General features: G+C 61.5%; 21 protein-coding genes, 4 tRNA genes and 2 pseudogenes. 15 read left to right on the top strand and 12 right to left on the bottom strand.

What is annotated here, in order from left to right; genetic code table 11:
- Positions 1–125: 125 nt before the first annotated feature.
- The 3 genes from M6E97_RS29930 (at position 126) to M6E97_RS29920 (ending at position 373) form a co-directional block, all read left to right on the top strand.
- Positions 126–201, top strand: a tRNA-Asn gene (locus tag M6E97_RS29930).
- A gap of 9 nt (positions 202–210) precedes the next feature.
- Positions 211–287, top strand: a tRNA-Pro gene (locus M6E97_RS29925).
- A 10-nt stretch (positions 288–297) separates the two neighbouring features.
- A tRNA-Lys gene (locus M6E97_RS29920) sits at positions 298–373 on the top strand.
- A gap of 231 nt (positions 374–604) precedes the next feature.
- On the opposite strand, the gene tpsA4 is transcribed toward M6E97_RS29920, so the two are convergent.
- The gene (gene tpsA4, locus M6E97_RS29915; RefSeq protein ID WP_034005155.1) at positions 605–4885 is read right to left on the bottom strand and encodes a two-partner secretion system exoprotein TpsA4; all 4281 of its coding nucleotides are present in this window, start codon (positions 4883–4885) and stop codon (positions 605–607) included.
- A 48-nt stretch (positions 4886–4933) separates the two neighbouring features.
- Positions 4934–6571 carry a ShlB/FhaC/HecB family hemolysin secretion/activation protein gene (locus tag M6E97_RS29910; RefSeq protein WP_033938456.1) on the bottom strand — a complete coding sequence of 546 codons (1638 nt, stop codon included), beginning with the start codon at positions 6569–6571 and terminating at the stop codon, positions 4934–4936.
- Between the two features lie 547 nt (positions 6572–7118).
- On the opposite strand from M6E97_RS29910, the gene zapE reads away from it, so the two are divergent.
- Positions 7119–8210, top strand: a complete 1092-nt coding sequence (gene zapE / locus M6E97_RS29905; protein WP_049311027.1) for a cell division protein ZapE — start codon at positions 7119–7121, stop codon at positions 8208–8210.
- Positions 8211–8249: 39 nt separating this feature from the next.
- Here zapE and M6E97_RS29900 read toward each other — a convergent pair whose 3' ends face one another.
- The 4 genes from M6E97_RS29900 to M6E97_RS29885 form a co-directional block, all read right to left on the bottom strand.
- Positions 8250–9557, bottom strand: coding sequence for an NAD(P)/FAD-dependent oxidoreductase (locus M6E97_RS29900; protein ID WP_003112837.1), 1308 nt, complete (start codon positions 9555–9557; stop codon positions 8250–8252).
- Positions 9558–9620: 63 nt separating this feature from the next.
- The gene (locus M6E97_RS29895; RefSeq protein ID WP_003094672.1) at positions 9621–9791 is read right to left on the bottom strand and encodes a DUF3094 family protein; all 171 of its coding nucleotides are present in this window, start codon (positions 9789–9791) and stop codon (positions 9621–9623) included.
- A 25-nt stretch (positions 9792–9816) separates the two neighbouring features.
- Positions 9817–10266: an MOSC domain-containing protein gene (locus M6E97_RS29890; RefSeq protein ID WP_023100233.1), complete on the bottom strand. Its 450-nt coding sequence runs from the start codon at positions 10264–10266 to the stop codon at positions 9817–9819.
- Positions 10263–10892 carry a DUF1780 domain-containing protein gene (locus M6E97_RS29885; protein ID WP_003094668.1) on the bottom strand — a complete coding sequence of 210 codons (630 nt, stop codon included), beginning with the start codon at positions 10890–10892 and terminating at the stop codon, positions 10263–10265. The genes M6E97_RS29890 and M6E97_RS29885 overlap by 4 nt, the downstream gene beginning before the upstream one ends.
- Before the next feature lie 132 nt (positions 10893–11024).
- On the opposite strand from M6E97_RS29885, the gene M6E97_RS29880 reads away from it, so the two are divergent.
- The 4 genes from M6E97_RS29880 to M6E97_RS29865 all read left to right on the top strand — a co-directional run bounded on the left by M6E97_RS29880 (position 11025) and on the right by M6E97_RS29865 (position 12918).
- Complete coding sequence (locus tag M6E97_RS29880) at positions 11025–11450, top strand: GNAT family N-acetyltransferase (RefSeq protein WP_003103865.1); 426 nt, start codon at positions 11025–11027, stop codon at positions 11448–11450.
- Positions 11447–11917 (top strand): hypothetical protein, encoded by a 471-nt coding sequence (locus tag M6E97_RS29875; protein ID WP_003094664.1) that lies wholly within the window; start codon positions 11447–11449, stop codon positions 11915–11917. The genes M6E97_RS29880 and M6E97_RS29875 overlap by 4 nt, the downstream gene beginning before the upstream one ends.
- Positions 11914–12603 carry an energy-coupling factor ABC transporter permease gene (locus tag M6E97_RS29870; RefSeq protein ID WP_003094662.1) on the top strand — a complete coding sequence of 230 codons (690 nt, stop codon included), beginning with the start codon at positions 11914–11916 and terminating at the stop codon, positions 12601–12603. Before M6E97_RS29875 ends, M6E97_RS29870 begins: the two co-directional genes overlap by 4 nt.
- Positions 12604–12708: 105 nt before the next feature.
- Positions 12709–12918: a hypothetical protein gene (locus M6E97_RS29865; protein ID WP_003094660.1), complete on the top strand. Its 210-nt coding sequence runs from the start codon at positions 12709–12711 to the stop codon at positions 12916–12918.
- A 36-nt stretch (positions 12919–12954) separates the two neighbouring features.
- Here M6E97_RS29865 and yacG read toward each other — a convergent pair whose 3' ends face one another.
- From yacG to pilB, 5 genes are read right to left on the bottom strand one after another with little or no spacing between them, the layout of a single operon-like run.
- Complete coding sequence (gene yacG / locus M6E97_RS29860; RefSeq protein ID WP_003094656.1) at positions 12955–13155, bottom strand: DNA gyrase inhibitor YacG; 201 nt, start codon at positions 13153–13155, stop codon at positions 12955–12957.
- Entirely contained in the window at positions 13152–13763 is a 612-nt protein-coding gene (gene coaE / locus M6E97_RS29855) for a dephospho-CoA kinase (protein ID WP_003094654.1), read from the bottom strand. Before coaE ends, yacG begins: the two co-directional genes overlap by 4 nt.
- Entirely contained in the window at positions 13760–14632 is an 873-nt protein-coding gene (gene pilD, locus M6E97_RS29850) for a type IV prepilin peptidase/methyltransferase PilD (protein ID WP_003116251.1), read from the bottom strand. The genes coaE and pilD overlap by 4 nt, the downstream gene beginning before the upstream one ends.
- Before the next feature lie 2 nt (positions 14633–14634).
- Entirely contained in the window at positions 14635–15852 is a 1218-nt protein-coding gene (locus tag M6E97_RS29845; RefSeq protein ID WP_003116250.1) for a type II secretion system F family protein, read from the bottom strand.
- A 3-nt stretch (positions 15853–15855) separates the two neighbouring features.
- Positions 15856–17559 (bottom strand): type IV-A pilus assembly ATPase PilB, encoded by a 1704-nt coding sequence (gene pilB / locus M6E97_RS29840; protein WP_003116249.1) that lies wholly within the window; start codon positions 17557–17559, stop codon positions 15856–15858.
- Between the two features lie 228 nt (positions 17560–17787).
- Between pilB and M6E97_RS29835 the strand changes: the two genes are divergently transcribed.
- The 3 genes from M6E97_RS29835 to M6E97_RS29825 all read left to right on the top strand — a co-directional run bounded on the left by M6E97_RS29835 (position 17788) and on the right by M6E97_RS29825 (position 19201).
- Entirely contained in the window at positions 17788–18327 is a 540-nt protein-coding gene (locus tag M6E97_RS29835) for a pilin (protein ID WP_033938465.1), read from the top strand.
- Positions 18328–18390: 63 nt separating this feature from the next.
- Entirely contained in the window at positions 18391–19089 is a 699-nt protein-coding gene (locus M6E97_RS29830; RefSeq protein ID WP_223677410.1) for a hypothetical protein, read from the top strand.
- A gap of 36 nt (positions 19090–19125) precedes the next feature.
- Positions 19126–19201 (top strand) — tRNA-Thr (locus tag M6E97_RS29825).
- Between the two features lie 130 nt (positions 19202–19331).
- On the opposite strand, the gene M6E97_RS29820 is transcribed toward M6E97_RS29825, so the two are convergent.
- The gene (locus M6E97_RS29820) at positions 19332–19574 is read right to left on the bottom strand and encodes a hypothetical protein (protein ID WP_023109353.1); all 243 of its coding nucleotides are present in this window, start codon (positions 19572–19574) and stop codon (positions 19332–19334) included.
- A 1459-nt stretch (positions 19575–21033) separates the two neighbouring features.
- Between M6E97_RS29820 and M6E97_RS29815 the strand changes: the two are divergent.
- From M6E97_RS29815 to M6E97_RS29800, 4 genes and pseudogenes are all read left to right on the top strand, one after another.
- A pseudogene (locus M6E97_RS29815) lies at positions 21034–21186 on the top strand (hypothetical protein); the annotation flags it as partial.
- Between the two features lie 997 nt (positions 21187–22183).
- Positions 22184–22735 (top strand): annotated as a pseudogene (locus M6E97_RS31275) (RHS repeat protein); the annotation flags it as partial.
- 14 nt (positions 22736–22749) lie between these two features.
- Complete coding sequence (locus tag M6E97_RS29805) at positions 22750–25419, top strand: RHS repeat domain-containing protein (RefSeq protein ID WP_181855834.1); 2670 nt, start codon at positions 22750–22752, stop codon at positions 25417–25419.
- On the top strand, positions 25412–25744 hold the full coding sequence (locus M6E97_RS29800; RefSeq protein ID WP_034064631.1) for a hypothetical protein: 333 nt from the start codon (positions 25412–25414) through the stop codon (positions 25742–25744). Before M6E97_RS29805 ends, M6E97_RS29800 begins: the two co-directional genes overlap by 8 nt.
- The last annotated feature ends 46 nt before the right edge of the window (positions 25745–25790 follow it).

Raw genomic sequence — 25790 nt, 5'->3', positions numbered from 1 at the left:
GTGGAAAAAGAAGAAAAACTTTTTGGATCAGAGGGTTGACATGCCCGCGCGCATCCGTAAAATGGCGCGCCTCTGAGACGCGAATCCAGCAACACCGGAAGCGTCCAGGGTTGGAAGAAAGACGTTCCGCGATAGCTCAGTCGGTAGAGCAAATGACTGTTAATCATTGGGTCCCTGGTTCGAGTCCAGGTCGCGGAGCCAACTTCCAATCGGGGTATAGCGCAGTCCGGTAGCGCGCCTGCTTTGGGAGCAGGATGTCGGGAGTTCGAATCTCTCTACCCCGACCACCTCATACTTGGGTCGTTAGCTCAGTCGGTAGAGCAGTTGGCTTTTAACCAATTGGTCGTAGGTTCGAATCCTACACGACCCACCATATTCAAGACGAAAAAGCCCACCTGCAAAGGTGGGCTTTTTCGTTTCTGTGCCATTACTTTCCGAATGCTGGCCTGTGGGAAGGCGGATGGTCCGCTCTTCCAGCCCAGTTTCTCCCGACGCCTGGCCTTCCAGCATGGCATTCCATCGAGCGTCTGGAGGCGGCGGGCCCTGAGGCCCGGCCGCTCCATCGAACAGGAAGCCTCCCGGTACGGGTACCGGGAGGATCGATTCACAGGTTGTAGTGGCGACCTATCATGGGAACGGTCGCCGCAGCCCCGTATACCGAGTTCCAGGACTGCCAGCCAAAATTGATGCCGATCAGTCCGCCATGGATCTGGTTGGGGATTTGTGGCTCCAGCCTGCCGCTGGCCGAAGAACCCATGACATTCCCCTGGTTCCAGGCGACCAGGCCGCCCAGCAGGCCCGAGCCTCCGACCTTGCCGGAAGCGGAAGCGCCCCTGATGGTGCCGGTGCTGAAGCCTGCCAGCCCGCCGATATAGCTGTCGTATCCCGCCCTCGCATCGCCGCTGGCCGATGCCCCCAGGACGAGAGCCCGCCAGCCTTCCAGGGAGCCGACCAGCCCGCCGACACTGGCGCCGCCGCCCCCGGTGACCGCGCCAGTGGCGTTGGCGGAGCGGATCGAGGTATTTTCGCCGCGGCCGAGCAGTCCTCCCAGGTTGTGGCCGGTCATGTCGATCACCGTCCCATGGCTGCTGGCGAGCATCAGCGAGCCTCGCAGATCGCTGCCGAGCAACCCGCCGATGGCCCTGGAACCGTTGGCGCTGACGTTGCCCGAAGCCGAGACGTTCGTCAGCGAGGCGGCATCGTTGTAGCCGACGAGTCCGCCGACGCGACTGCCCTTGCCCCCGGTGACATTGCCGGATGCGGCCAGGGTGCTGTGGTTGCCGCCCCGGTTGTGGCCGATCAGCCCTCCCACGTCACTGTTCGCCCCTGCGTATACCCACCCGGAGGCCTTCAGGTTGGAATGATTGCCGCCGAGGTTGGACCCTATCAGGCCACCCAGGGTTTTACCGCTACCGTCGGTGACTTCGCCACTGGCGGAACCGTTGATGATGGAGCCGTACAGGTTTTCGCCGAGCAGACCGCCAACCGCTTCTGCTCCGCGGGTAGCGACGTTGCCCTTGGCGGAGGCATTGACCAGCGAGGCATTGGCGTTGAGACCGATCAGGCCGCCGGCCTGGAGCAGCGACCCACCGCTCAGGTTGCCGCTGGCACTGACGTTGGCCAGGTTGCCTGCCTGGTTGTGGCCGATCAGGCCTCCCAGGTAGCGACCGGCTTGCAGGACGACGTCGCCATGGGCGCTGGCGTTGGTGATGGCCGCGTTCAGGTTCCGGCCGATCAGCCCGCCCAGTGCTTCCGCGTCTGTGCCCCGGACCTTGCCGCTGGCCGTGGCGTGGGCAATACCACTGTTTACGTTGAGGCCGATGAGCCCACCGTACAGGCCGCGCTGTCCGTTGCCTGAGACGTCGACGGAGGCGGAAACGTCCGCCAGTCCGCCGGCGGAGCTGTATCCGACCAGTCCTCCCAGGTTCATCCCGTGACCGCTCAGCGACAGCGTTCCCTGACTGCCGCTGCTGCGGATGAGGCCGCCGCGGTTCCTGCCTACCAGGCCCCCCGCGCCGTAGTGGCTGGCATGGTCCTTCAACTGGCCGGAGATGGCAAAATCGGCCCGGCTGTTGGAGATGCTGGCCACGCCCCTGGCTGTGCTGATGTTTTCGGCTGCGAGTCCGCCCAGAGCATAGGTGTGGCGGTTGCCGACCAGCGTGCCGCTGGCGCTGGCGTTGTCGATGCTGCCCAGGTTCAGCGCGACCAGCCCGCCGAGGCTGTTCAGCTGCGAGGCCGCGGCGATACGGATGTCGCTGGCGTTCACATTGTCGATGCGACCGAGGTTGACGGCGGCCAGGCTACCGACCTGGACGTTGTAGTGGGTGGCCTGTGCTCCATCGGCGGAAATGCGTTCCAGGTTCAGGTTGCGAAGGGTGCCCCGGTTGACGCTGAACAGGCCGGAGTAGGCGCCGGTGCCGTAGACGGCGAGATTATCGATGGTGTTGCCCAGGCCGTCGAAGGTACCGCCGAAGGCGCTGGCGTTGCCTATCGACAGGAAGCTGGAATGGCCGCCTGCGATTCGATTGCCGAGGGCATAGCTGCCGCCCAGGTTCCTATCGATGCCGCGCAACTGCTGCAGGTCCTGGATCACGCTGTAGTCCCGCCCATTGGCGCGGAATCCTGCGTTCTTGCCGGACAGAGTGATCCGGGCGCCTTCGGCCAGGGCATAACCCTTGTCCGAATTGAATTCGACCCGGGCTCCCTGGCCGGTGAGAGAGAGGCTGTTGTCGATACGGAGAGGGCGCTGCCCGGCATTGAGAGTAAGGCTGGCGTTTTCCCCCTGGGCCGTCAGCGCGCCATTGATCCTGAGGTCCCCGCGCTCGGCGGTTAGCGTCAGGCCGTTGCCGCTGTCCCAGGACAGCGGCGCGCCGACATGCGCGTTGCCCCGGGTGGCGACCACTTCGACGTTGCTTGTGGAAAGGTTGCGGGCCAGGGTATCGGCATGCAACGTCGGGCCTTTTCCCGCGCTGCTTGGATTCGCCAGGCCGGAACCGACATTCTCGTTGCTCCGGGTCTGAACGGTACGTGACCTGACGTTGGTGGCGGAGTTGCCGAAGACCTTGTTACCGCCGGTCTGGACCTGCACGACATGCACATTGCCGGCGTCGGCGGCGATATCGGGTAGCGTCTGGACCTGGACGATGCTGGAGCCATTGGCGCCTGGGCTCAGGTTGGGGAGAGTCTGGGTCTGGACGACATCGATTCCGCTGACGCCGGGGCCGATGTTGGCACCGCTCTGGCTCTGCACGATTGTGACGCCATTGACGCCATTGACGCCATTGACGCCATTGACGCCCGAGCCGATGCTGGGGCCGCTCTGGCTCTGCACGACGCTGATGCCACTCGCGCCTGAACCGATATTTGCGCCATTCTGGCTTTGCACAACGGTGATGCCACTTGCGCCCGAACCGATATTGGCACCGTTCTGGCTCTGCGCGACAGTCACGCCATTGACGCCCGAGCCGATATTGGGGCTGTTCTGGCTCTGCACGACGCTGATGCCACTCGCGCCGGCGCCGATATTGGCGCCATTCTGGCTTTGCACGACGCTGATGCCATTGGCGCCCGAGCCGATATTGGGGCTGTTCTGGCTTTGCACGACGCTGATGCCACTTGCACCCGAACCGATGTTGGCGCCGCTCTGGCTCTGCACTGCGGAGATACCGTTGGCGCCGGCGGCGAGGTTGACGGCCGGCTGCTGCTGAACGATGGTCACGCCGTTGCTATCGGACGCATTGGCCCCGGCTGGGCCCTGCGCTACATGGACCTGGCCGGAACCATCACCGGCAGCGTTTGCCTGGCCGGCAGCGGCTACGCTGACCTCGTGCGAGAGAATCCTCCAGGTGCCGGTTGCGCCCTGGTCGGCATGGGTGTCCACCTGCGCGGTTCGCTGTATCTCTACGTTCGCGCCCTGGTTCAGCACCAGGCCGCCATTGCCTCCGCCGATGGCGCTGGCGTCCTGCTTGCCGGCCACCCGCACGGTACCCTGTTCGCCGCCGTCGAGGACGATGCGTCCTTCCGCGCTGCGTAGCGTCCTGGCCTCGAGGGTGCCCTGGTTGTTGACGACGGTCTTGAGCAGGCTGTCGGCGCTGCGGGCGCTCATCAGCACCTGGCCGCCATCGGCGCGGATGAGGCCGCCGTTGTGTGCAAGAGCGTCGACCGAGCCCTTGTCCACCTGCAGGTTGAGCAGGCCGTCGCCGTCGAAATTGAGGTTGATGCCCTGGCCTGCGCCCAGGGCCACGTCGCCGAGTTGCGCCTGGATCACGCCGTCGTTGCTGACCCGGGCGCCCAGCAGGGCGATGCTGCCGCCTTCGCTGGCTTTCAGGCTGCCGGCATTGCTTACGGTTGCGCCGGAGTCGCCGGAGAACTGGTAGTTGCCGGCGAGGAAGTCCCTGTCGGCCAGGTCCAGGGTGGAAGCCACCAGGCCGCCTACGTTTACCTGGGCGGACTTGCCGAAGACCACACCGTTGGGATTGACCAGGAAGACCTTGCCGTTGGCATCTATCCGCCCCTGGATATCGCTGCCGTTGCGGCCGATCACCCGGTTCAGGGCGACGGCGTCCTGGCCCGGCTGCTGGAAGCTGACCCGCTCATCGGCACGGACGCTGAACTCGTTCCAATTAGTGATCAGCTTGTGGCTCTGCTGGTCGATGACCATATGCCGGCCATCGGTAGATGTCTGGAATCCGGCATCGCCTGAAACGACCGTGGCGCCGCTGGGCAGGGCGAAGGCGGGGGCCTGGCAGAACAGGCCGAGCAGTGACGCTCCGGCGACTACGAGCGCCTTGCCGCGTCCGCTCTTGCTGCGCCGACGGGCACCTTCGCTTGCGACGTTCCAACAGCCTGTGGCCTGGTTCCAGACCAGCGTATAGCTCTTGTTCATGGCTTTTCCTTTCAGTGGGGCCCGCCGGCATGGCGGGCGGGAGCTTGCTCAGAAGTAGCGGGTCGCTTGCAACCACAGCCGGGGAGTGCGCTCGGGCTCGATGTTGTTTTCCTGGCTCAGGGGCCAGGCGGCGGTCAGGCTGACCTGGTGATCCGTTCCGTACCAGGTTGCGCCGCTGCCGACGGCGGCCATGCGGTTGCGATTGCCTTCCTTGGTGTTGGGGTGCTTGAGGAATTTCACCGCGCCCTGGTCGATGAACGAACTCAGCTGCCAGCCCGGAGCCAGGCTGTAGCGCAGCTCCGCACTGGCTTGCCAGCCTTCGTCGCCGTAGCCCTTGTAGCTGCCCAGGGGGAACGCCCGAACGCCGTAGGGGCCGCCCATGTCGAACTGTTCCGCGCTGTCGAGGTTGCCGCCGCTCCACTGGGCGTTGAGTTGGGCGAACAACTGCAGGCGGTCGCCCAGGTGCTGCAGGCGTACGGCGTTGAGCATGATCTTGTCGAAGCTGCCGGCGGTACCGATGGTGTAGCGGTCCAGCAGCCGCTCTTCGGCGGAGTCGATGGCGAGCTGGCCGTGGGCATAGGCCAGCGAGAAGCCGCTCTGTCCACCGCCGAACAAGCGGTCCTGGGCGTTTCCGCTGATGCTGGCGGTCCACAGGCGGATCTCCTTGCGGCTATGCCTCCCGGTACGCTCCTGGTCATCGCGAAGTCGCTTGTTTTCATATTGCAACTGGGTGGACAGGCTTAAGCTGCGGCTACGCAGCAGGGGCTGGCTGACGAACAGACTGTCGGTAATGGCCCGGCCATGGGCGTCCAGGCGCGAGAAGTCGCGTACCAGTCGATAGGTCGTCTCGGCGTGGGCCAGTCCGATGCGCGTGCCTCGGGAACCAAGGGGCAGTTGATAGGCTGCACGGTAGTAGCGTTGGTGCCGATCGCTGCCCAGCAGGCTCAGTCTCGCCTGGTCGCCCAGTCGCAGCGGGCTGTTGAAGTCGAGGGTGGTTCCCAGGCGATATTCCCCCATGTAGCGGCCGCCATAGTTGTCTGCCTCCAGCCTGCCGCCGACCCGCGGGCCGGGGCGGGCCTCGACGCGCAAGTCCGTGGTTCCCTGCGCCTGGCCCGGCAGCAGGGTGCCTTTGGCCTGGAGGCCGGGAATGTCGCTCAGGAGCAGAAGCGCACGCTCCAGCTCCGAGCCCTGGACCGCGGTATCTCGTTCGAGTGCGCTCAAGGGGCGGAGTAGAACGCGGTCCAGCGTTCGGGACGTGTTGTGCAGTTCGATCCTGCCGTAGCGTCCCTCGAGCACTTCGATGCGTACCGTTCCATCCTGGATTTCCTGTGCCGGGAGGAAGGCGCGCGCCAGCACATATCCTTTTTCCCGATAGAAATCGCCGATGCGGGCGGCGGCGGCGTGCAATTGGCTCAGGTTGAGTTCCTGGCCCGGCAGGTCGTGCAGGAGCGCCAGCAGGCGTCGATCGTCGAACTGTCTGTTGCCGCTGAGTTGGAAGCGCTTGACCAGCACCGTCGGGCCGCCCTCTTCGGCAGCCCGTGATACGCCGTCCTCGGGGCTGGGGCGCTCGGCGTCCAGTTCCACCGGCGCGGGCAGGTTCAGGCGTCGGCTTTCCACGTCACGCAGCGCCTGCCCCGCATCCGGGGCGGCACTGGCAAGGCCGGACGACAGCATGGCCATTCCCATGAGGCCCGTACGGAGCAACGGTCCGGCCCTGAGGGATGGAACGATCGAAGTGGAACTGCCGGAAGGCTTTGGGGAGGGCGGCGGGAAAGAAAGGCTAGCCTGGTTACGCGGAAAAGCTGGATGCATGGTCAATCGGCCCGGAGCGCGGTTCTTGCAGGGAAAAGAAGCCGATATCCGCAGGCATGTGCAGAACGATCGGTTTCAAGGCGGAGAATCGAGTGGGCGATAGCCTGGGGCGAGGCTGAAACGGCGACAATCGTAGTTTTCTGGCGTTGGCCGGTAGAACTTCTTGGTTTTCGTAGGGGACTGGGAGGACTGCTGTAGGAAAAAACTCCGGTGATAACGGGCTCGGCTGCGGAAGCGGCGGAAACAGTGGGGCGGAAGTAGCGGCTGAGCGCGATTCCGTATCGCGACCGTGGCGGTCATGATCAAAGGGCCTGTCCGACTATCGCCCGCCGTTCGATCTGGCGGCTGGAGCATGGGCAGGACGCAGCGCTAGAATTCCGTCTCGGTTTACGGTCCCTCTCAGGCTGAGCATCAACGGCGTGTGTCTTTCGGTTCTTTTTCGCGGCGTTCACCCATGACCGGCACCAAGCCCACAACGCCCGTAGCCCGCTATTTCCACCAAGAGGCGCAACGGCGCGGCTATGTGCTGGACGCAGCCCAGGGCAATGCCATTCTTCATCTCGATCGATTGGCGGAGCGCTTGCGTCGAGGTCCGTCGCTATTCCGGCAAGCGCCGCGCAGCCTCTACCTGTGGGGGCCGGTCGGGCGCGGCAAGAGCTGGCTGATGGATGGCTTCTTTCGCAGCGCCGATTTGCAGGGCCTGCGCCGGACGCATTTCCATGCGTTCTTTCGCCAGCTTCATGACGGCATGTTCCGCCGCCAGGGGCGGCCCGATGCCCTGGGCGGTGCGCTCGACGAACTGCTGGGAGATTGCCGGCTGCTTTGCTTCGACGAATTCCATGTCTACGACATCGGCGACGCGATGCTGATAACACGCCTGTTCAGGGAGCTGTTCCGCAGGAAGATCACCCTGGTCTGCACCTCCAACTACGCACCGCGGCAACTGCTGCCCAATCCGCTCTACCACGAACGCTTCCTGCCGGCGATCCGGTTGATCGAGACGCGCATGGAAGTGCTGGAAGTAGCCGGCGCCCGGGACTACCGGACGATTTCGCCGCGGCAGGAGATCGCTTCCGGTTATGCCAGCGGCGGGTATTGCTGGCCAGCCTCATGCGCTTGCCTGGATGAGTTGGGCTTGTCCGCGCCCGAGCCCTCGCAACGCGTGACCCTGCAAAGCGGCGCGAGGACGTTGCAGGCGCGCGCGGTGTGCGGCGACCTGGTGTGGTTCGCCTTCGCCGACCTTTGCGAGGCGCCAACCGCGGTGATGGACTACCTTGCCCTCGGCGAACGCTTCTCTACCTGGGTGCTGGAGGGCGTACCGCCGATGGCGCGCTGTTCGGTCGCCGCCCAGCAGCGCTTCATCAATCTCGTCGACGTCCTTTACGACAATGACCGGCGTTTTTTCCTGAGTGCCGAAAAGGCGCTGCCGGACCTGGTCGAGGGCAGCGACCTGCCTGCGGACATGCAGCGTACCGCCAGTCGGCTGGCGCAGTTGCGCCAGCTTCGCTGTTGAAGGAACGCCCCGCGCCGACGGCAAACGGGGCGTAATGGCTCAGTGCAGCTTGAGGCGTGGCTCGGTGCTGCGCAGGCGGCCGCTGAGCATCAGCATCGCGGTGCGCAGCGGACCGTACAACGCCATCTGGTGCATGCGGTATAGCGATACGTAGAACATCCGCGCCAGCCAGCCTTCGAGCATGACGCTACCCATCAGATTGCCCATCAGGTTGCCGACCGCGCTGAAGCGCGACAGCGAGATCAGCGAACCGTAGTCGCGGTAGTGATATTCGCCCAGCGGCTTGCCTTCGAGACGGGCACGCAGCGATTTCACCAGCAGCGAGGCCTGCTGGTGCGCGGCCTGGGCGCGTGGCGGCACGTTGCGCGGTTGCTCTCCCGGTTGCGCCGGCTGGGGACAGGCGGCGCAGTCGCCGAAGGCGAAGATGTCGTCGTCGCGGGTGGTCTGCAGGGTCGGGCGGACCACCAGTTGGTTGATACGGTTGCTTTCCAGGCCGTCGAGTTCCTTGAGGAAGGCCGGAGCCCGGATGCCCGCCGCCCAGACCTTGAGCGTCGCCGGGACGAACTCGCCGTCGCCGGTCCAGAGGCCGTCCGCATCTACCTTGCTCACCGCGGAGCCGGTCATCACCCGTACGCCGAGCTTGCTCAGGGTCTGGTGTACCGGCTGACTGATACGCTCGGGCAGCGCCGGCAGCACCCGTGGGCCGGCTTCGACCAGGCTGATGTGCAGGTCTTCCGGGCGGATCCGGTCGAGCCCGTAGGCGGCCAGCATCTGCGCGGCGTGGTGCAGTTCCGCAGCCAGTTCGACGCCGGTGGCGCCGGCGCCGATGATGGCGATACTCACTGCGTTGTTGTTCGCGTCGTGCCCGGTATGCGCACGCAGGTACTGGCCGAGCAGCTGGCGATGGAAGCGTTCGGCCTGGGCGCGGGTATCGAGGAAAATGCAGTGTTCCGCAGCGCCCTCGGTGCCGAAGTCGTTGGTGGTGCTGCCGACGGCGATCACCAGGGTGTCGTAGGCGATGTCGCGCTCGGGAACCAGCTCAACGCCATTCTCGTCCACCAGTGCGGCCAGGCGGACCCGCTTGCCGGCGCGATCCAGGCCCTGCATGCGGCCGAGCTGGAATTCGAAGTGGTTCCATTTCGCCTGGGCGACGTAGTTCAGCTCGTCCTCGGAGGAATTGAGCGAGCCGGCGGCGACTTCGTGCAGCAGGGGTTTCCAGATGTGGGTGAGGTTGGCGTCGACCAGGGTGACCTGGGCCTTGCCGCGTTTACCCAGGGTGCGGCCGAGACGGGTGGCGAGCTCCAGCCCGCCGGCGCCGCCGCCGACGATCACGATGCGATGGGACATGTGGATATCTCATAGTGGGAATTCCGTGAGGCGGTCGTCGGGAGCGTGGCTCGACCGGACGACTCAGGCCAGGTAGCTGAGGAGGCGGCTGAGCAGGCCCAGGCCGATGACCACGGCGAGCAGGACGAACATCAGGAACCACGGGCGGAACGGCGCACGCTCGACCTGGTGCAGCGGCGAGGCGAGGTACTGCTCGACCTTCTGCTGGTCTTCGGGGCTCAGTCGGCTGGACATGGCAGGCCTCCGTTTTCGATGTCGGTCATTCTAGACAGACAGGGGGCTCGATCACCAGCGGATCGTCGAGGCGGATCACTCCGCTGCCGATCACCCGCGCGGTGATGCCGCCCTGTTCGCGCACGCTCTTCAGCGTGCGGTGGTCGATGTGCTTTTCCAGGCGTCCGCAGGGTTGGTACCAGCCAGTGGTTTCCAGCAGCGCGCCGCCGAGGCGGAAGCGACGGTCCTTCAGGCTGAGCAGGTTGATGCCGGCGACGGCGATGTTGCGGCGCATCTCGTTGGGCAACAGCGGCCTGCCCAGCAGGGTACCGAGGGCCTCGATGTGTTCCCACTGCACCAGGGTGACCTGGCGCGGCGGGTGCGGGTGGTCGCCTGTCAGTCCCAGGCCGCGCCGTGCCTCCACCACCTCCAGTTCCTGGATCGGCGCGCGGCTGCCGGAGCGCACGCCGATCCACTTCACCCGCCCTTCGCTCACAGGCCTACCCCGGCGTCGAACAGGATGCTGCGGCCGAGGTTGGCGCGCAGGAATTCGGGGGCGCCGGAGTGAGCGAAGAGCACCCGGGCAAAGGTCGGACCGACCATCGACAGCGAGCGCCAGCCTTGGCGCAGGTATTCGGTGGGCGGCGGGAAGGGCGTATTGAAATCGGGCACCGCGCGCTTCAGGTTGACGAAGGCCAGCAGGTCCAGTTCGCCGTGGTCGATGCCGCGCTCGCTATAGTTGTGCGCCTTCTTGCGCAGGGTTGGCGCCAGCCGTGCCTGCAGCTCGGCGGCGGCGATCCGTTGTGGCCGCTCTTCGCGGCGGATCAGTTGGCGCAGGCTGACGGCCTGGCGGCGACGGGTCAGTTCCTCGCGCCACTCCTCGTTCAGCCGGCGACCTTCATCGAGGACGAAGAACACCTCGAAGCCGGCACCCTTGAACAGGACGTCCGGCGGCTGCTCCCCGGGGGCGGCGAAATCCTCCTGGCGATAGGGCACGTTGAGGGCTTCGAGGAAGCGCTGGCAGACCCAGCGCTCGCGGTCCCATTTACGTGCGTTGGAGAGGAAGTCGTTGGCTTGTTCGGCCTGACGGGTGAGCAGGCGCAGATAATCCGCTTCGTTCATGGGCTCAGCTTAGTCTGCCGGCGGGCCCGCTTTCCAGCCCGCAGGCGCTCCGGCTGCGACAATCCGTCCCGGAGCGCGCCAGCGGCGAGGCTCGGTGTACACTGCCGTTCCCCTTGGGCCGGAGCCGTTCCGATGCAACTTCGCAGCGTCATCGCCGCCGATCACCCGGCACTCTTCGCGCTGTGGTCGCGAACGCCAGGTATCCGCCTCCGTGCGGAGGACGCCTATCCCTTCTTCCTCGCCTACCTTCAACGCAACCCCGGGCTGAGCCTGCTGGTCGAAACCGAAGGGGAGGTGATCGCCTGCCTGATGGCCGGGCATGACGGTCGCCGTGGTTACCTCCAGCACCTGGTGGTCGATCCCGGTTATCGAGGGCTGGGGCTGGCGCGGCGGATGCTCGACGAAGTGCTGGCGCGTCTGGCGAGGGAGGGGATCGGCAAATCCCATGTGTTCGTCCTGGATGCCGCCGAGGAGGCACAGGCATTCTGGCGAGCCCAGTCGGACTGGGAGCGGCGCAAGGACATCCAGGTATTTTCCACTCGGGAGGGACACGCGTGAAACGATTGCATTGGGTTCTGCTGGGCATGCTGCTGCCCGGCCTGGCGCTGGCCGTGGAGAAGGGCTCCACCCTGGAGCCCTGGACGTTGCAGGACCAGTTCGAAAAGGCGCACTCGCTGGACGACTCCACCCGGGTCCTGCTGGTGGCGCGGGACATGGACGGCTCGAAGCTGGTCAAGGCGGCGCTGGCGGAGCGCCCAAAGGGCTACCTGGAGGCGCGCCACGCGCTGTTCCTGGCGGACATCAGCCGCATGCCGGCGCTGATTTCCCGGCTTTTCGCGGTGCCGGCCATGCGTGACTACAGTTATCCGGTGCTGCTCGATCGCGACGCGGCCATCGCTTCTCGCTATGCCTCGGACGAGGGCAAGGTGCTCTGGGTCAGGCTGGAGCAGCGCCGCGTGTTGGAAACCCGCCAGTTGGATTCGCCGGTGGCCCTGCGCATCGCCCTGGAACAACTGCAGCCGTGATCGCTGCCGAATTGCTGTCGGCGGAAAGCCTGGAACTGGGCTGGGCCATCTATGCGCCGCTGCTGCTGCTCGCCGCCTGGCGCGCGCCTTGGGTCGAGCTGGTCAGTGATACCCGCCGCCAGCACCTGGTGTTCGGTACCATGCTCGGGCTGTTCCTGCTCTGGCTGGTGCGCCGGGACTTCGAGTCGGGACTGTCCTTCCATTTCATCGGCATGACCGCCGTCACCTTGCTGCTCGACTGGCCGCTGGCGATCGTGGTGGGGCTGGTGGCGCAGCTGGGCTTGTGCCTGCTCGGTCGCCAGGATTGGCTGGCGATCGGCGTCAACGGCGTGCTGCTGGTGGCGATCCCCGCGCTGATCGCGGAGCTGGCGGCGTTGTTCGTGGAAAAGCGCCAGCCGCGCAATCTGTTCGTCTACATCTTCTGCTGCGGTTTCTTCCCGGCGGCCCTCACCGCGGTGGTGGTCCTGCTGCTCGGCCTTGGCGTGGTCTGGATCGACGGCCTTTTCCCGATGCCGCCCTGGCTGGAGGACTTCGCTGGTTACCTGTGGCTGATCATGTTCCCCGAGGCCTTCATCAACGGCACGGTGATCACCGGCCTGGTGGTCTACTACCCGGAGTGGCTGGAAACCTTCAATCGCACGCGCTACCTGCAGGCGCCCTGGAAGGACGAAGAGCGCAAGCCCTGATGACCAGTCATTCGCCAGGTTCATGGCGGGCGGCGGCTGACTTGCGTCAGTGTTTCGGACGAAGCCGGCCGCGATCCTGCCGTTTTCCCAGGTGAGGAGCGGAACATGGGTGTCCATGAATGGGCCCGAGAGGGCCTGCGAGAGTTACTGTCGAAGAGCGACGAGGCGGACCGGGCAATGCGCCTGCGCGCGTTGCTCAGCGCAATCGTCGAACTGAACCGGGCGGAGCGCGATGCTGGCGACCTGGCCAGCGAACTGCAATTTCTTGCGGAGAATCTCGACGACCAGCGCGACTACGCTTTCATGCGTCCCTGAAGGAACGGGCCAGCCGGATTGGCTGGCCCGTTGCGTTCAATGCTCGCGAGGCGGCAGGTCGGCGGAGAAGATATCGTCTTCCAGGGTGTCGCCGGGGATCGCATGTTCCTCGGCGGCCCAGGCGCCGAGATCGATCAGCTTGCAGCGGTCGGAGCAGAAGGGGCGGTACTTGTTGTCGCTTTTCCATTCGACGGGCGCGCCGCAGGTCGGGCACTCCACGGTCAGGGGCTGGCTCATGCTCGGCCTCCTCGCAAGGTCAGGTAGAAGGCGTGCAGTCGTTCGACTTCACGCTGCAGGTGGGACAGGTCGCCGTCGTTGACCAGCACGTCGTCGGCGTGCTTCAAGCGCTCGTCGCGCCGGGCCTGGGCCTGGAGGATCGAGCGCACCTGCTCCTCGGAGACCTTGTCGCGAAGCATGGTGCGCTGTAGTTGCAGATGTTCCGGGGTATCCACCACCAGCACGCGCTGGGTCATCTGGCGCTGGCCGGACTCCACCAGCAGCGGCGAGACCAGGATGGCGTAGGGCGATTCGGCCCTGGCCAGGTACTGGACGATCTCCGCGCCGATCAGCGGGTGCAGCAATTGCTCCAGCCAGCGCCGTTCCTCCGGCGCCTGGAAGATCCGCTCGCGCAAGGCGGCGCGGTCGAGCTGGCCATCGGGCAGGAGGATGCCGTCGCCGAAGCGTTCGACGATCTTCGCCAGGGCCGGACGCCCCGGCTCCACCACCCAGCGGGCGGCATGGTCGGCGTCCACCAGGTGGACGCCGAGGGAAATGAAATGCTCGGCGGCTGCGCTCTTGCCGCTGCCGATACCGCCCGTGAGGCCTAGTATCCAGGGTTGGGTCATTTGAATCCGGCGAATTGCAGATAGGTCCGGGTTATTTGATCACCCCAGAGCAAAGCAATCCACCCGGCAATCGCCAGATAGGGACCGAAGGGGATCGGCGTGCCGCTTTCGGCGTTGCGCAGGCGCAGCATGATCACCCCGAGGATCGCCCCGACCAGCGACGACAGCAGGATGGTCAGCGGCAGGATCTGCCAGCCGCCCCAGGCACCGAGCATGGCCAGCAGCTTGAAGTCGCCGTAGCCCATGCCCTCCTTGCCGGTCACCAGCTTGAACAGCCAGAACACCGACCACAGGCTCAGGTAGCCGAACACCGCGCCGAACAGCGCATCGTCGAGGCTGGCGAAGAGGCCGAAATGGTTGGCGATCAGGCCCAGCCAGAGCAACGGCAGCACCAGCACGTCCGGCAGCAGTTGGTGATCGGCATCGATCAGGCTCATCGCCAGCAGACCCCAGGTCAGCAGGAGCATCGCGCCCGCCTGCCAGGTGAAGCCGAAATGCCAGGCGACGTAGCCGGAAAGCAGCGCGGTGGCCAGTTCCACCAGGGGGTAGCGTTTGCCGATGGCGGCCTTGCAGGACGAGCACTTGCCGCCCAGCGCCAGGTAGCTGACCAGCGGGATGTTTTCCCAGGGGCGGATCTCGTGGCCGCAGCGCGGGCACGCCGAATTCGGCAGCACCAGGTTGTAGGTCGCCTGCTTGGGTTCCGGCTCCAGCCCGAGCGCTTCGCGGGCTTCGGCCTTCCAGTTGCGCTCCATCATCTTCGGCAGGCGATGCACGACGACGTTGAGGAAGCTGCCGACCAGCAGGCCAAGGAGGATGGCGCACAAGACAAAGGCCAGCGGATGGCTGGCCAGGTAGTCGAGGAGTTCCATCTTTACACAACGGAACCCAGTTGGAAGATCGGTAGATACATAGCGATGATCAGGCCGCCGACCAGTACGCCGAGCACGGCCATGATCATCGGCTCCATCAACGTTGTCAGGTTGTCGACGGCGTTATCGACTTCTTCCTCATAGAAACCGGCAACTTTTCCTAACATCTCATCTAGCGAACCTGATTCCTCGCCAATTGCAGCCATCTGGATAGCCATACTGGGGAAAACATTGGTGGTGCGCATGGAAAAGTTCAATTGCATGCCGCTGGACACGTCTTGTTTGATCTTGGTAACGGCATTCTTGAATACCACGTTGCCAGTTGCTCCGGAAACGGAGTCCAGAGCTTCTACCAGAGGCACTCCAGCCGCAAAGGTAGTGGATAGCGTTCGGGCGTAGCGGGCGATAGCTGATTTGTAAAGTATCCCGCCGATGATAGGTAGTTTCAGCAGGCCCCGATCTACTGAATCTCTCAGTTTTTGCGAGCGCCGATGAACTTCCCTAAATGCAAAAGCTGCGGCAAAAAGACCAATAAGCACTATGAGCCACCACTCTTGAAGAATCTCGGAAAGATTGATGACCATTTGAGTAAAGGCCGGCAACTCGGCGCCAAAATTTGCAAATACGGACTGGAACTGTGGGACCACTTTTATCAGAAGGATCGCCGACACCACAAGGGCCACTACAATTACTGCAATGGGATAAGTCATGGCCTTTTTAATTTTGGCTTTCAGGGATTCTGTCTTTTCTTTATAAGTTGCTACCCGATCCAATAATGTCTCCAAAGCACCGGACTGTTCGCCAGCATCGACCAGGTTGCAGTAGAGATCATCGAAGTAAATGGGTTTCTTTCGAAGTGAACTGGCTAAGCTGTTACCGGCGGCAACATCCTGCTTGATCTCATCGACTAGCTTGCGCATGTTTGGATTTTCGAATCCTTCGCCGATGATGTCAAAAGATTGCAGTAACGGTACGCCGGCACCCATCATGGTAGACATCTGCCGAGTGAACAGGGCGATGTCCATGGGCTTAATCTTCTTCCCTGCCCCAAACAGGGTGATACCTTTCTTGCGGACCTTTAGTGGGTTGATACCCTGTTTGCGCAGTTGAGCCTTCACCAGCATAGGGTTTTGCCCGGCCAACTCTCCTTTGACCTTGCTGCCTTTCTTATCAGTGCCTTCCCAGATGAAGACACTGGTCTTTAACGCTTTGTCCGCCATGGATTAGTCCTTGGTCACGCGGTTGACTTCCTCCAGGCTGGTGATCCCCTGCATGGCTTTCAGCAGGCCTGAGGTGCGCAGATCGTTGAAGCCTTCTTTGCGGGCTTGCTCGGCGATCTCGATGGAGTTGCCTTCCTCCATGATAATCCGCTGCAGGGCCGGGGTGTTTTTAACCACTTCATAAATACCGACACGGCCCTTGTAACCGTTCTTGCAATGGTCGCAGCCTACTGGTGAATACAGCTTGAAGGTGCCGATCCGATCCTCGGGGAAGCCTTCATGGAGGAGTGTTTCCTTCGGTACCTCATGCTCTTTCTTGCAGTGCGAGCAGAGTTTTCGCGCAAGTCGCTGGGCGATGATCAGGTTCACCGAGGTCGCCAGGTTGAACGCTGGCACGCCCATGTTCAGCAGGCGGGTCAGGGTCTCGGCGGCGCTGTTGGTGTGCAGGGTGGACATCACCATATGCCCGGTCTGCGCCGCCTTGATGGCGATCTCGGCCGTCTCCAGGTCGCGAATCTCGCCGACCATGATCACGTCCGGGTCCTGGCGCAGGAAGGCGCGCAGCGCCTGGGAGAAGTCCATGCCCTGGCGCGGATTGACGTTGACCTGGTTGATGCCTTCCAAGTTGATCTCCACCGGGTCTTCGGCAGTGGAGATGTTGATGTCGGTGGTGTTGAGGATGTTCAGGCCGGTGTACAGGGAGACCGTCTTGCCCGAGCCGGTGGGCCCGGTGACCAGGATCATGCCCTGCGGCTGCTTGAGCGCAGCCAGGTAGAGTTCCTTCTGGTCTTCCTCGTAGCCGAGGGCGTCGATGCCCATCTGCGCGCTGGAGGAATCGAGGATACGCATCACGATCTTCTCGCCCCACAGGGTCGGCAGGGTGTTGACGCGGAAGTCGATGGACTTGGTCTTCGACACGCGCATCTTGATCCGCCCGTCCTGCGGCTTGCGCCGTTCGGAGATATCCAGGCCGGCCATCACCTTGAGTCGCGCGGAAATACGGCTGGCCAACTGGATCGGCGGCTTGGCTACTTCATGGAGCATGCCATCGGTGCGGAAACGTACGCGGTAAATCTTTTCATAGGGCTCGAAATGCAGGTCGGAGGAGCCGCCTCTGATCGCATCCAACAACATTTTGTTGACGAAACGCACCACCGGGGCGTCGTCTGTCTCTGCACTGGAATCATCATCCTGGCTTGCGCCCGCACCGGAACCGACATCCAGGCCTTCCAGATCCACGTCGTCCAGTCCTGCAAGGCTGTCAGTGGCATTTTCGAATAGTTTCTCGATGATGATGCCGAGCTTGTCATCCTCGACCAGGATGGCTTCAGTAGTCAGGCCTGTGCTGAACTGCACATCGTTAATCGCCTGGTGGTTGGCTGGATCGGAGATGCCGACGAACAGCTTGTTGCCGCGTCGCCACAACGGAACTACTCGATGCTGGCGCACCAGCTTCTCGCTGATCAGATCCTTGGGCAGACTGTCCCGCTCAAGGCTGTTCAGGTCGCAGTAGGCGATACCGAATTGATCCGCAGCCAGTTCGATCAAGGCCTGCCCTTTCACTAGCTTGCTTTGTACCAGATAGGTTACCAGCGACAACTTGTTGCGCTGGGCCTGCGATTGGGCCTGTTGGGCGGCCTTTTCATCGAGAAGTTCATGCAGGACGAGCTGGCGAGCCAAGCCGCTGAGTTGAATTGTGTCGTTCATTGGGAGTGGTCGCATAAGGCTAGATATGCTGCCTTATAACGCAGAAGAGGAGGGCTGCCAAACCGAGAAGGTCGGACTGCCGAAAAGCGTCACATATTGTCGGTTTGTGGGGCTGCCGCTGGAGGGGAGAGGCTGAACCGGCTTCGTAGCTATGGAGTTTTCAGGTTGGCATGCAAGATGCTTTATGGTCGTCAGGCGTTAGGCCTGGATATATCAATGGAGAGATACATGAAAGCTCAGAAAGGCTTTACCTTGATCGAACTGATGATCGTGGTTGCGATCATCGGTATTCTTGCTGCCGTCGCTTTGCCGGCATATCAGGATTACACCATTCGTGCTCGCGTGACAGAGGGGGTTGGTCTGGCTGCCAGCGCCAAGACGCTTATTGGCGATAGCTCTGCCACTGCCGGTGAGCTAGCCGCTTCGGCAAGGGTCTGGAATGCTCAAGCCGGTAACGCCGGTGCTACCAGTAAGTATGTGACCTCTGTACGAATTGCAGAGGCGACTGGTGAAATCACTGTTACTTTCAATGCCACAAACGTGGGTAATATTCCGGCTGACTCTACCCTGGTATTTACTCCCTATGTGCAGAATGCTGCCGGTGCCCCGACTCAATTGGGTGCCAGTTATGCTGCCGGTGTGACTGGCTCTATTGACTGGGGTTGTGCATCGCAATCCAATGCGGTTTCCAGTGGTCCCGACCGCAATATGCCTGCCCTGACTGCAGGTACCCTGCCGGCTCGTTTCGCTCCGAGCGAATGCCGCTAATAGGCTAATGCTGAAAAGAGCCCCTCCTAAGAGGGGCTTTTTTTATGTGGGAGAGTGGTTATAGTGCATTTCGCTGGAAGTCGTTGGAGAGCCTTTTCTATCCATCTACTCATTAGTCTGGCAATTTTTATCGTATTGCTGGCAATCATCTGTTTGTGGTGGTATCCCGGTGCTTTGTTCGAAATAGCAGGAGGATGGCAGGGGGTGCGCATCGTTGCCGCTGTCGACTTGGTTTTGGGGCCGTTGTTGACTCTGGTTGTCTATGATATGAGAAAGCCAGCCATGGAGTTAGTGCGTGACTTGGGTGTCATTGCTCTATTTCAGTTTTCCTGCCTGTCGGCGGGAGTTTATGTTGTCTATCAGGCGAGGCCGCTTGCTCTTGTTCATGTGTTTGATACGTTTCATGTGTTGAATAGGGCGTCTTATCTGCAGGCTGGCCTTTCTTCTGAAGAGTTGATGAGGTTTAAAGTGTTTTCTCCTGAGTATTTTTATATCGACTTGCCTGCGGAGAAAACCGAGTTCCTTGAACTGCATGTAAAAGGAATGCTCGATGGACGACCGCTACAGACCCAATTGGAGCGCTACAAGACATTGCCGGTGGTGGCAGGGCAAGTTGAGCGGATAGTGGGGAGGAATGCTCACTCCGTTGGGCCAGGTTGTATTCGTCTGGATATTGAAAGTGCCTACGAAACGGGAACGATCTGTTTCGATAAAGCTCGCCGTTTTTTCTTTGACTTCCGCAAGAGTGATGCTGCGACTTGATTTGCTTGGCTGCAGGGTGGTAGTTTGCTCGCCGCCGCCGGATTAGCTCAGTCGGTAGAGCAGCTCATTCGTAATGAGAAGGTCGGGGGTTCGATTCCTCTATCCGGCACCAGTAAAATCGGGGGTTCCGCTTGATCTGGATGTGACAGCAAATGAAGCTGTGACAGCAGGGTGACAGCAGACGCTCCAAAAGAAAGCCCCGTCCTGAATCGTTCAGGCGGGGCTTTTCTATGCCGGCCAGCTCAAATGTCTGTCGTCAGTTCCAGCAGGGCAACCGGGTGGCCTGCGTCGCTCCCGGTAAGCTCGATCCTCGCTTTCCCGCTCTCATCGCGACTGCGGTTGCACTGTTCGGCGGTGACGGCCCGTATATCGAAAAGCCGAACGAGCTGGCCGACTTCGCGCACCTCTTCATCCTCCGAATAGCCTACCAAGAGCAGTTCTGGATCCAGCTTCGAGAGTTGATCGATCAGATCTTTTACCTTCATCGTGAACACATCCTCATTGTGGTTACCCGGGTAATTCTAGCCCGCTACCATTACATCGAGGGCTGGGCTCGACGAGACCTCGTGTCGAAGGTTTCTTCCGGCAGATTACAGTCGGGCGAATGAGGCGCTGGAGATCGGCTGGAAAATCAGCCGATGTGCCGGGAAGACTTCCGGCACATGTCTTCGGGGGAGGGATGCAAAAATATTGCAGCCCCCTGGCTGAGACATGCCGAAAATTCGGCTGATGTGGCGGGAAAGTCTCTGGCACATGCGACGGGCACGCTTTGCGCCCGTATCGGGGGGCGATCCCCTGGCGATTGGTCCGGCAAGGTGGGATCTTCTCACTTCCCCCATTGGTGGTTGTGAGATAACGCAGCGTTAGCCCCTGGCTCAGTTCGGAGCCATCGCTGGTCGCGCCAAGGGGGCGCACTTGAAATGCGACCCTTCCCGGTAACGCGATCAACGTTAGTCCACCGTTAGCCAACGTTGCTCCAACGTTGACGCCCAGGCAGTGTTCAGGCAATGCCTCTGAAACGCGTTCAGGTGCATGACCTGCCCCTGTGACAGGAGCGTGACCTGTCCGCATCCGAAGTGGAAACTCCGCGGACGTCCCGCCAGAGGCCGCAATTCTGCGGGGCCTGACCGTCTCCTCAAAATTGCGGGCACGGTCGCTCGATCATCTCCTGAAAATTCAGGGCATGTTCACTACGAAAGTTTCGTAGTGGTGGCTTCAGCCGTCCGGCGTGAGGGTTTTACGAAATTCTCGTAATACTCCGAATCAGGGGCGCGCGGGCCAAGCGTACGCATGGCGTTCGGCTGGTTGTTCCGACGAAATTCATCCGCAGTCAAAACAACGTTTTGCGTCCTTTTGCCTGGGCGAGATGCCGGAGGCTTTACCTGCATTGCAGGAGATCCAAAACAGCGGATTTAGCGGTTTTGCCGAGGTAGTGTTTCTCGACCCCGGGGCCAACGGGGCAGCCCCCCATTTGCCGATGCGTCGCCGACATTCGTTGAAATCTATCTCCGTGACAGGTATTCCCCCAATGGGGGCGGACGCCCAAAGCTTTCTGGGTATCCTGGGACGTCCGATTATCGGACCTCAATCTGAAGACGGATGATCCGGCATCAAGCCCGGCCACCCGCATTTGAACGGCGGCTGGGTGTGCTCAGTTTTGAGCATACTCATCCACCATTGGTGGGGCAGCGGCCAAGCACTACACAAATCGGGCAGTGTGTCCAAAAGGGGCTGCGGATTGCGCAGGCCCTTGGGCAGGATGCAGGCGGGCGTTCCGCCGGTTCGACGCTTCAGCCAGTGGCGAAGGTGTCCGTCCTCCGCTGGAGGTTTGCCCCCATGGGGGCCGCCTCGTCCGACGTCGATGCGGGTGCCTGGCTTGGTCTCTTTGATCGCGGCACTTGCTCCCGCCTGGATCACGGACTGCAAGTTGCGTAGAAACCGTAGGTTCTTAAGACTGGCTCACGGAATACAGTGAATTTTTGTACGAGACTCGGTTGCCAGCTGCGTGAGAAACCAGATGAGGAGTTGTATTGGTTGGAGCCTGGCACTTCCAGTGCGGCTCGAAGAGGCGGGCCGCAGTACGTATTACTGGTATGACGGCAACGGTAACAAAGTGGGCGAGACTGCCATAGCAAAACAAAAGGAACATGCAGTGAGCATAAAAAAATTAATACTCTTATTAACAACCCTATGCATTTCAGAAACAGTCACTGCTGAAGCCAATTACTATTACGTATGGAAAGAGGGGAACGGCACGATACACAACTCTCCACAGGATTTTTGCAACACTCGTCTCACTGTATGGAACAACAATTCCTCCAACATCCCCTATAAACTAAGCAGGGTTGAGATATGGGAGAATCTTGGAGGAACCTTCCATACAAAATGTTGGCAAATAAGACTAGACACATCTGAATTCGGCGAAGCGCACGCCTGGACAGATCCCGACTTACAGCTCTACGGCAGAACCTGTCCCTCAGGGCTTGTGCTTAACATCACCACTGGAACATGCTCCAACGACCAACAAAAGGGTCCTCCCGAGCCATTAAGCTGCATTGGAAACCCAATAGACATACTAACCGCCAACAAATACCAATATGAAGAAGACTATAGCTCCCATAACGGGCTTTATTTTTCGAGAAGCTATAACAGCTTGGACAAACTCTGGAGAGGCAGCCATTATACGAAGCTGCGCTCAGTAAGTGAAAAATACTACTCCGTCGTACTAGAGAACGGAAAAGAAGAATTTTTCACCAAAAACGGCGTTGAGTACAAATCGACCAGAAAAGACTCTGGAACTTTAACAGAATCAGCATCGGCATGGCGTTACAAGTCCATGAGCGGAGAACAATATAAATTCAATAAAAATGGAGAGATAGTAGAGAAAATCGACAGAGAAAACAGGAGGATCATTTTTACAAAAAAACCGGAGTGGATAGAAGCCAGAGACGATTTCGGCAGAGTCCTGAAAATAAAAGAAGACAAAGCAGGACAACCTTTGACGGTAGAGGCGCCAGGGCTATCAATTCAATACACTTACAAGGAAGGCATGCTGCTGTCAGTCTCAAAATATCGAAATGAGGCAGCTACAGAAACTAGGTCTTATCATTACGAAGACTTGAACAACGCTAAACTTCTCACCGGCATCACCGACGAGCGCGGCATCCGTTATGCCACCTGGACCTACGACAACCAAGGCCGCGCCATCTCCAGCGAACACGCCAACGGCGCCGAAAAGGTCTCCCTCGCCTACAACGATGACGGCTCCACCACCGTCACCAACGAATACGGCAAGCAGGCCACCTACCGCTTCCAGGTGATCCAGGGCATCAAGCGCATCGTCGCCATCGAAGGCGAACCCTCTCCCAACTGCCCCAGCAGCAATTCCACCTTTACCTATGACGAACGCGGCCTGCTCAGCAGCAAACGCGACAACAACGGCAACCTGACCACCTACCAGTACAACGCCCGTGGCCTGGAGACCTCGCGCACCGAGGCCGCCGGCACTGCGCAGGCGCGCACCATCACAACCGACTGGCACCCGACCCTGTTCCTCCCGGTGCAGGTCAGCGAGCCCGGCCGGATCACCCGCTACCAGTACGACGCCGAGGGACGCAAGACCGGCGAGACCGTCACCACCCGCTGACAAGGACGACACCCATGCGCATCCCCCCATACTTCCCCCGTCTCGGCGCCCTCGCCCTGGCCTGCGCCCTCGCCCTGCCCGCGCAGGCGGCCGAGCGCGCCTGGAGCTACAGCTACAACGCCCTCGGCCTGATCGAGCGCGCCGACGGTCCGCGCACCGATGTGCAGGACGTCACCCTCTATGCCTACGACAGTCGCGGCAACCTGACCCAGGTGACCAACGCCCTCGGCCAGGTCACCCGCCTCGGCGACTATGACGAGCGCGGCAAGCCCGGCAGCATCACCGATGCCAACGGCGTCACCAGCAGCCTCGCCTACACCGGCGTCGACGGCTGGCTGGCCTCCGTCAGCACCGCCGGCAGCACCACCCGCTTCGACTATGACGCGGTCGGCCAGATCACCCGCGTCACCCGTGGCGACGGCAGTTGGCTGAGCTACGAATACGACGACGCACGACGCCTGCTGGCGATCGGCAACAACCTCGGCGAACGCCTCGAATACGACGTCGACACCAAGGGCAATCGCACCGCCCAGCGCATCAAGGACGCCAGCGGCAGCCTAGTGCGCCAGCAGCAATGGGCCTACGACGAGCTTGGCCGGCTGCTCCGCGCGGTCGGCGCCGGCGGCCAGACACGCAGCTTCGCCTACGACCTCAACGACAATCCGGTCGGCGAAACCAACCCGCGCCAGTTCGCCCACAGCCAGGCCTTCGATGCCCTCGACCGGCTGGTCGGCCAGAGCGATCCCCTCGGCGGCAAGACCCAACTCGCCTACGACGCCCAGGACAACCTCACCGAGGTCAAGGACCCGCGCGGCGTCACCACCCGCTACGAATACGACGGCCTCGGCAACCTGACCCGACTGGTTAGCCCGGACAGCGGCACCACCACCTTCGAGCACGACGCCGCCGGCAACGTCATCCGCCGCACCGACGCTCGCGGTACGGTCACCGAGTATCGCTACGACGCCCTCAATCGCCTGATCGAGCGCCACTCGCCGAGCGACCCGAGCCTCGACGTACAGTACCGCTACGACTTCACCGCCGACGGCAACCAGGGCATCGGCCGCCTGGGCGCCATCGAAGGCACTCGCGACAGCCTGGTGTACCGCTACGACGAGCGCGGCAACCTGGTCGAGCAGGTGCGCAGCATCCGCCTCGACCAGCAGACCCTGCTCGACCGCGTGACCTACCGCTACGACGCGGCCAACCAACTGCTGGAGATCGGCTACCCCTCCGGCCTCGCCATCGGCTACCCGCGCAACGCCGGCGGCCAGGTCGCCAGCGTGACCCTGGCAGTAGGCGACAAGGCGCCGAGCACCCTGGTCGGGCAGATCGCCTACCTGCCCTTCGGCCCGCTGCTGCGCCTGACCTGGGGCAACGGCATCGCCCTCAGCCGCGAGTATGACCAGGACTACCAACTGCTGCGGCAGAAGGTCGGCCCCTGGCAGAGCGACTACCAGCACGATGCCAATGGCAATATCCAGCAGCACCGCCACAGCCTCTGGGGCACCCTGGACTACCAGTATGACCCGCTGGACCGCCTGACCGAGGAACACGGCGTCCAGGGCGGGCGCAGCTACGCCTACGACGCGGTCGGCAACCGCACCCAACGCAGCGACAACCCCGCCTCAGGCGGCACCTCCAGCAGCCAGGACTACCAGTACGCGCCCGACAGCAACCGATTGACCGCCATCGGCGCGCAAGCGGTGACCAGCGACGCCGCCGGCAACCTCACCCAGGACCGCGCCGCGCGCAAACTGGCCTACGACGCCCAGGGCCGCCTGCAAAGCGTCAGCCTCGACGGCCAGCAGGTCGCCGAATACCGCTACAACGCCCTCGGCCAGCGCATCGTCAAGCTCACCCCCGAGAGCGTCACCACCTACCTCTACGGTCCCGACGGCCAGTTGCTCGGCGAAGCCGAACACGACGGCAGCGGCCGGAAACTGCGAGCCCAGTACTACCTGTGGCTGGACAGCCTGCCGCTGGCCACCATCGACGCCGACTACGACGCCCAGGGCAAGGTCGGCAACCCGACCCTGCTCTACCTCCATGGCGACCACCTCGACACCCCGCGCCTGGCCACCGACGCCAGCGGCCAGATCGCCTGGCAGTGGCAGTCCGACGCCTTTGGCCGCGGCGAAGCGCTGAGCCAGGGCAGCACCCAGGTCAACCTGCGCTTCCCCGGGCAGTACTACGATGCGGAGAGCGGGCTGCACTACAACTACTTCCGCGACTATGATCCGGAGACTGGACGGTATGTGGAGAGTGATCCAGTAGAAACTCTAAGAAAGCTAAACAACCCTGAAATGACATTTTTAAATTCTGGCGAGAGCGTACTGCAAGCCACTCCGTATTGGGAACATGGATTCACGCCGAATCATAACTACACATACTCCGATAACAACCCAACTGCAAAAATCGACAAGCATGGCCTTTCACCAAGCCCTACGGACAATCTGATCTATACACCTGACACCAACTGCACATGTACATTGGAGTGCAAAAAAAAATTTACTGGAAATGGAAAGTCTTTCCTTGTGGGCGCTCTATGTAGCAAAGCCACTACTCCGTTCTTTGGAGGGGTAGTATGCAATAGCACAATAGTAATGATCTGCGGAGCATCTTGCAGCCAAGAGTGCAATAGAGCACCAAGCTGCGAAAAAGAGGGAAGCAACAATGAGTAGCCTCTACAACATAATAGCAGTTCTGTGTGCCATCACACTGGTAGTCTTAGAGCTAAAAAGAACGATATTCATAAGGATTTTAAAGAAAGAAGAGCCAAGCACCTGGGAGAAGCTTGGCAGGCCATCAGGGTATTTCTTATCCTATCTAGTAAAAATAGACGGATTCAAGCTTGAGAAATTTATATTCCGAAAGCAATACAATACCTTGAAAAATAACGAAATCAGAAAAATAGGGAGACAACTCCTCTACTTGCAATCAACTTGCTCCACCTTAATTATTGCATTCATCGCCTTGATGATCTTACAGCTCACAATAAAAAACTGAGGAGTTTCTAAAGATGGTCTTCCGGGTTTAGCAAAGTGCCCAGCCC

Source organism: Pseudomonas sp. B111 (genome assembly GCF_026428275.1).
Classification (GTDB): domain Bacteria; phylum Pseudomonadota; class Gammaproteobacteria; order Pseudomonadales; family Pseudomonadaceae; genus Pseudomonas; species Pseudomonas aeruginosa.
This window is presented reverse-complemented; position numbering and strand designations above follow the sequence as displayed.

Bases quoted from the DNA above. Each gene is read 5' to 3' on its own strand.
- tpsA4 (WP_034005155.1), bottom strand. From the start codon at position 4,885: ATGAACAAGAGCTATACGCTGGTCTGGAACCAGGCCACAGGCTGTTGG.
- M6E97_RS29910 (WP_033938456.1), bottom strand. From the start codon at position 6,571: ATGGGAATGGCCATGCTGTCGTCCGGCCTTGCCAGTGCCGCCCCGGAT.
- M6E97_RS29900 (WP_003112837.1), bottom strand. From the start codon at position 9,557: ATGTCCCATCGCATCGTGATCGTCGGCGGCGGCGCCGGCGGGCTGGAG.
- M6E97_RS29895 (WP_003094672.1), bottom strand. From the start codon at position 9,791: ATGTCCAGCCGACTGAGCCCCGAAGACCAGCAGAAGGTCGAGCAGTAC.
- M6E97_RS29885 (WP_003094668.1), bottom strand. From the start codon at position 10,892: ATGAACGAAGCGGATTATCTGCGCCTGCTCACCCGTCAGGCCGAACAA.
- M6E97_RS29880 (WP_003103865.1), top strand. From the start codon at position 11,025: ATGCAACTTCGCAGCGTCATCGCCGCCGATCACCCGGCACTCTTCGCG.
- M6E97_RS29865 (WP_003094660.1), top strand. From the start codon at position 12,709: ATGGGTGTCCATGAATGGGCCCGAGAGGGCCTGCGAGAGTTACTGTCG.
- yacG (WP_003094656.1), bottom strand. From the start codon at position 13,155: ATGAGCCAGCCCCTGACCGTGGAGTGCCCGACCTGCGGCGCGCCCGTC.
- coaE (WP_003094654.1), bottom strand. From the start codon at position 13,763: ATGACCCAACCCTGGATACTAGGCCTCACGGGCGGTATCGGCAGCGGC.
- pilD (WP_003116251.1), bottom strand. From the start codon at position 14,632: ATGGAACTCCTCGACTACCTGGCCAGCCATCCGCTGGCCTTTGTCTTG.
- M6E97_RS29845 (WP_003116250.1), bottom strand. From the start codon at position 15,852: ATGGCGGACAAAGCGTTAAAGACCAGTGTCTTCATCTGGGAAGGCACT.
- pilB (WP_003116249.1), bottom strand. From the start codon at position 17,559: ATGAACGACACAATTCAACTCAGCGGCTTGGCTCGCCAGCTCGTCCTG.
- M6E97_RS29835 (WP_033938465.1), top strand. From the start codon at position 17,788: ATGAAAGCTCAGAAAGGCTTTACCTTGATCGAACTGATGATCGTGGTT.
- M6E97_RS29820 (WP_023109353.1), bottom strand. From the start codon at position 19,574: ATGAAGGTAAAAGATCTGATCGATCAACTCTCGAAGCTGGATCCAGAA.
- M6E97_RS29805 (WP_181855834.1), top strand. From the start codon at position 22,750: ATGCGCATCCCCCCATACTTCCCCCGTCTCGGCGCCCTCGCCCTGGCC.
- M6E97_RS29800 (WP_034064631.1), top strand. From the start codon at position 25,412: ATGAGTAGCCTCTACAACATAATAGCAGTTCTGTGTGCCATCACACTG.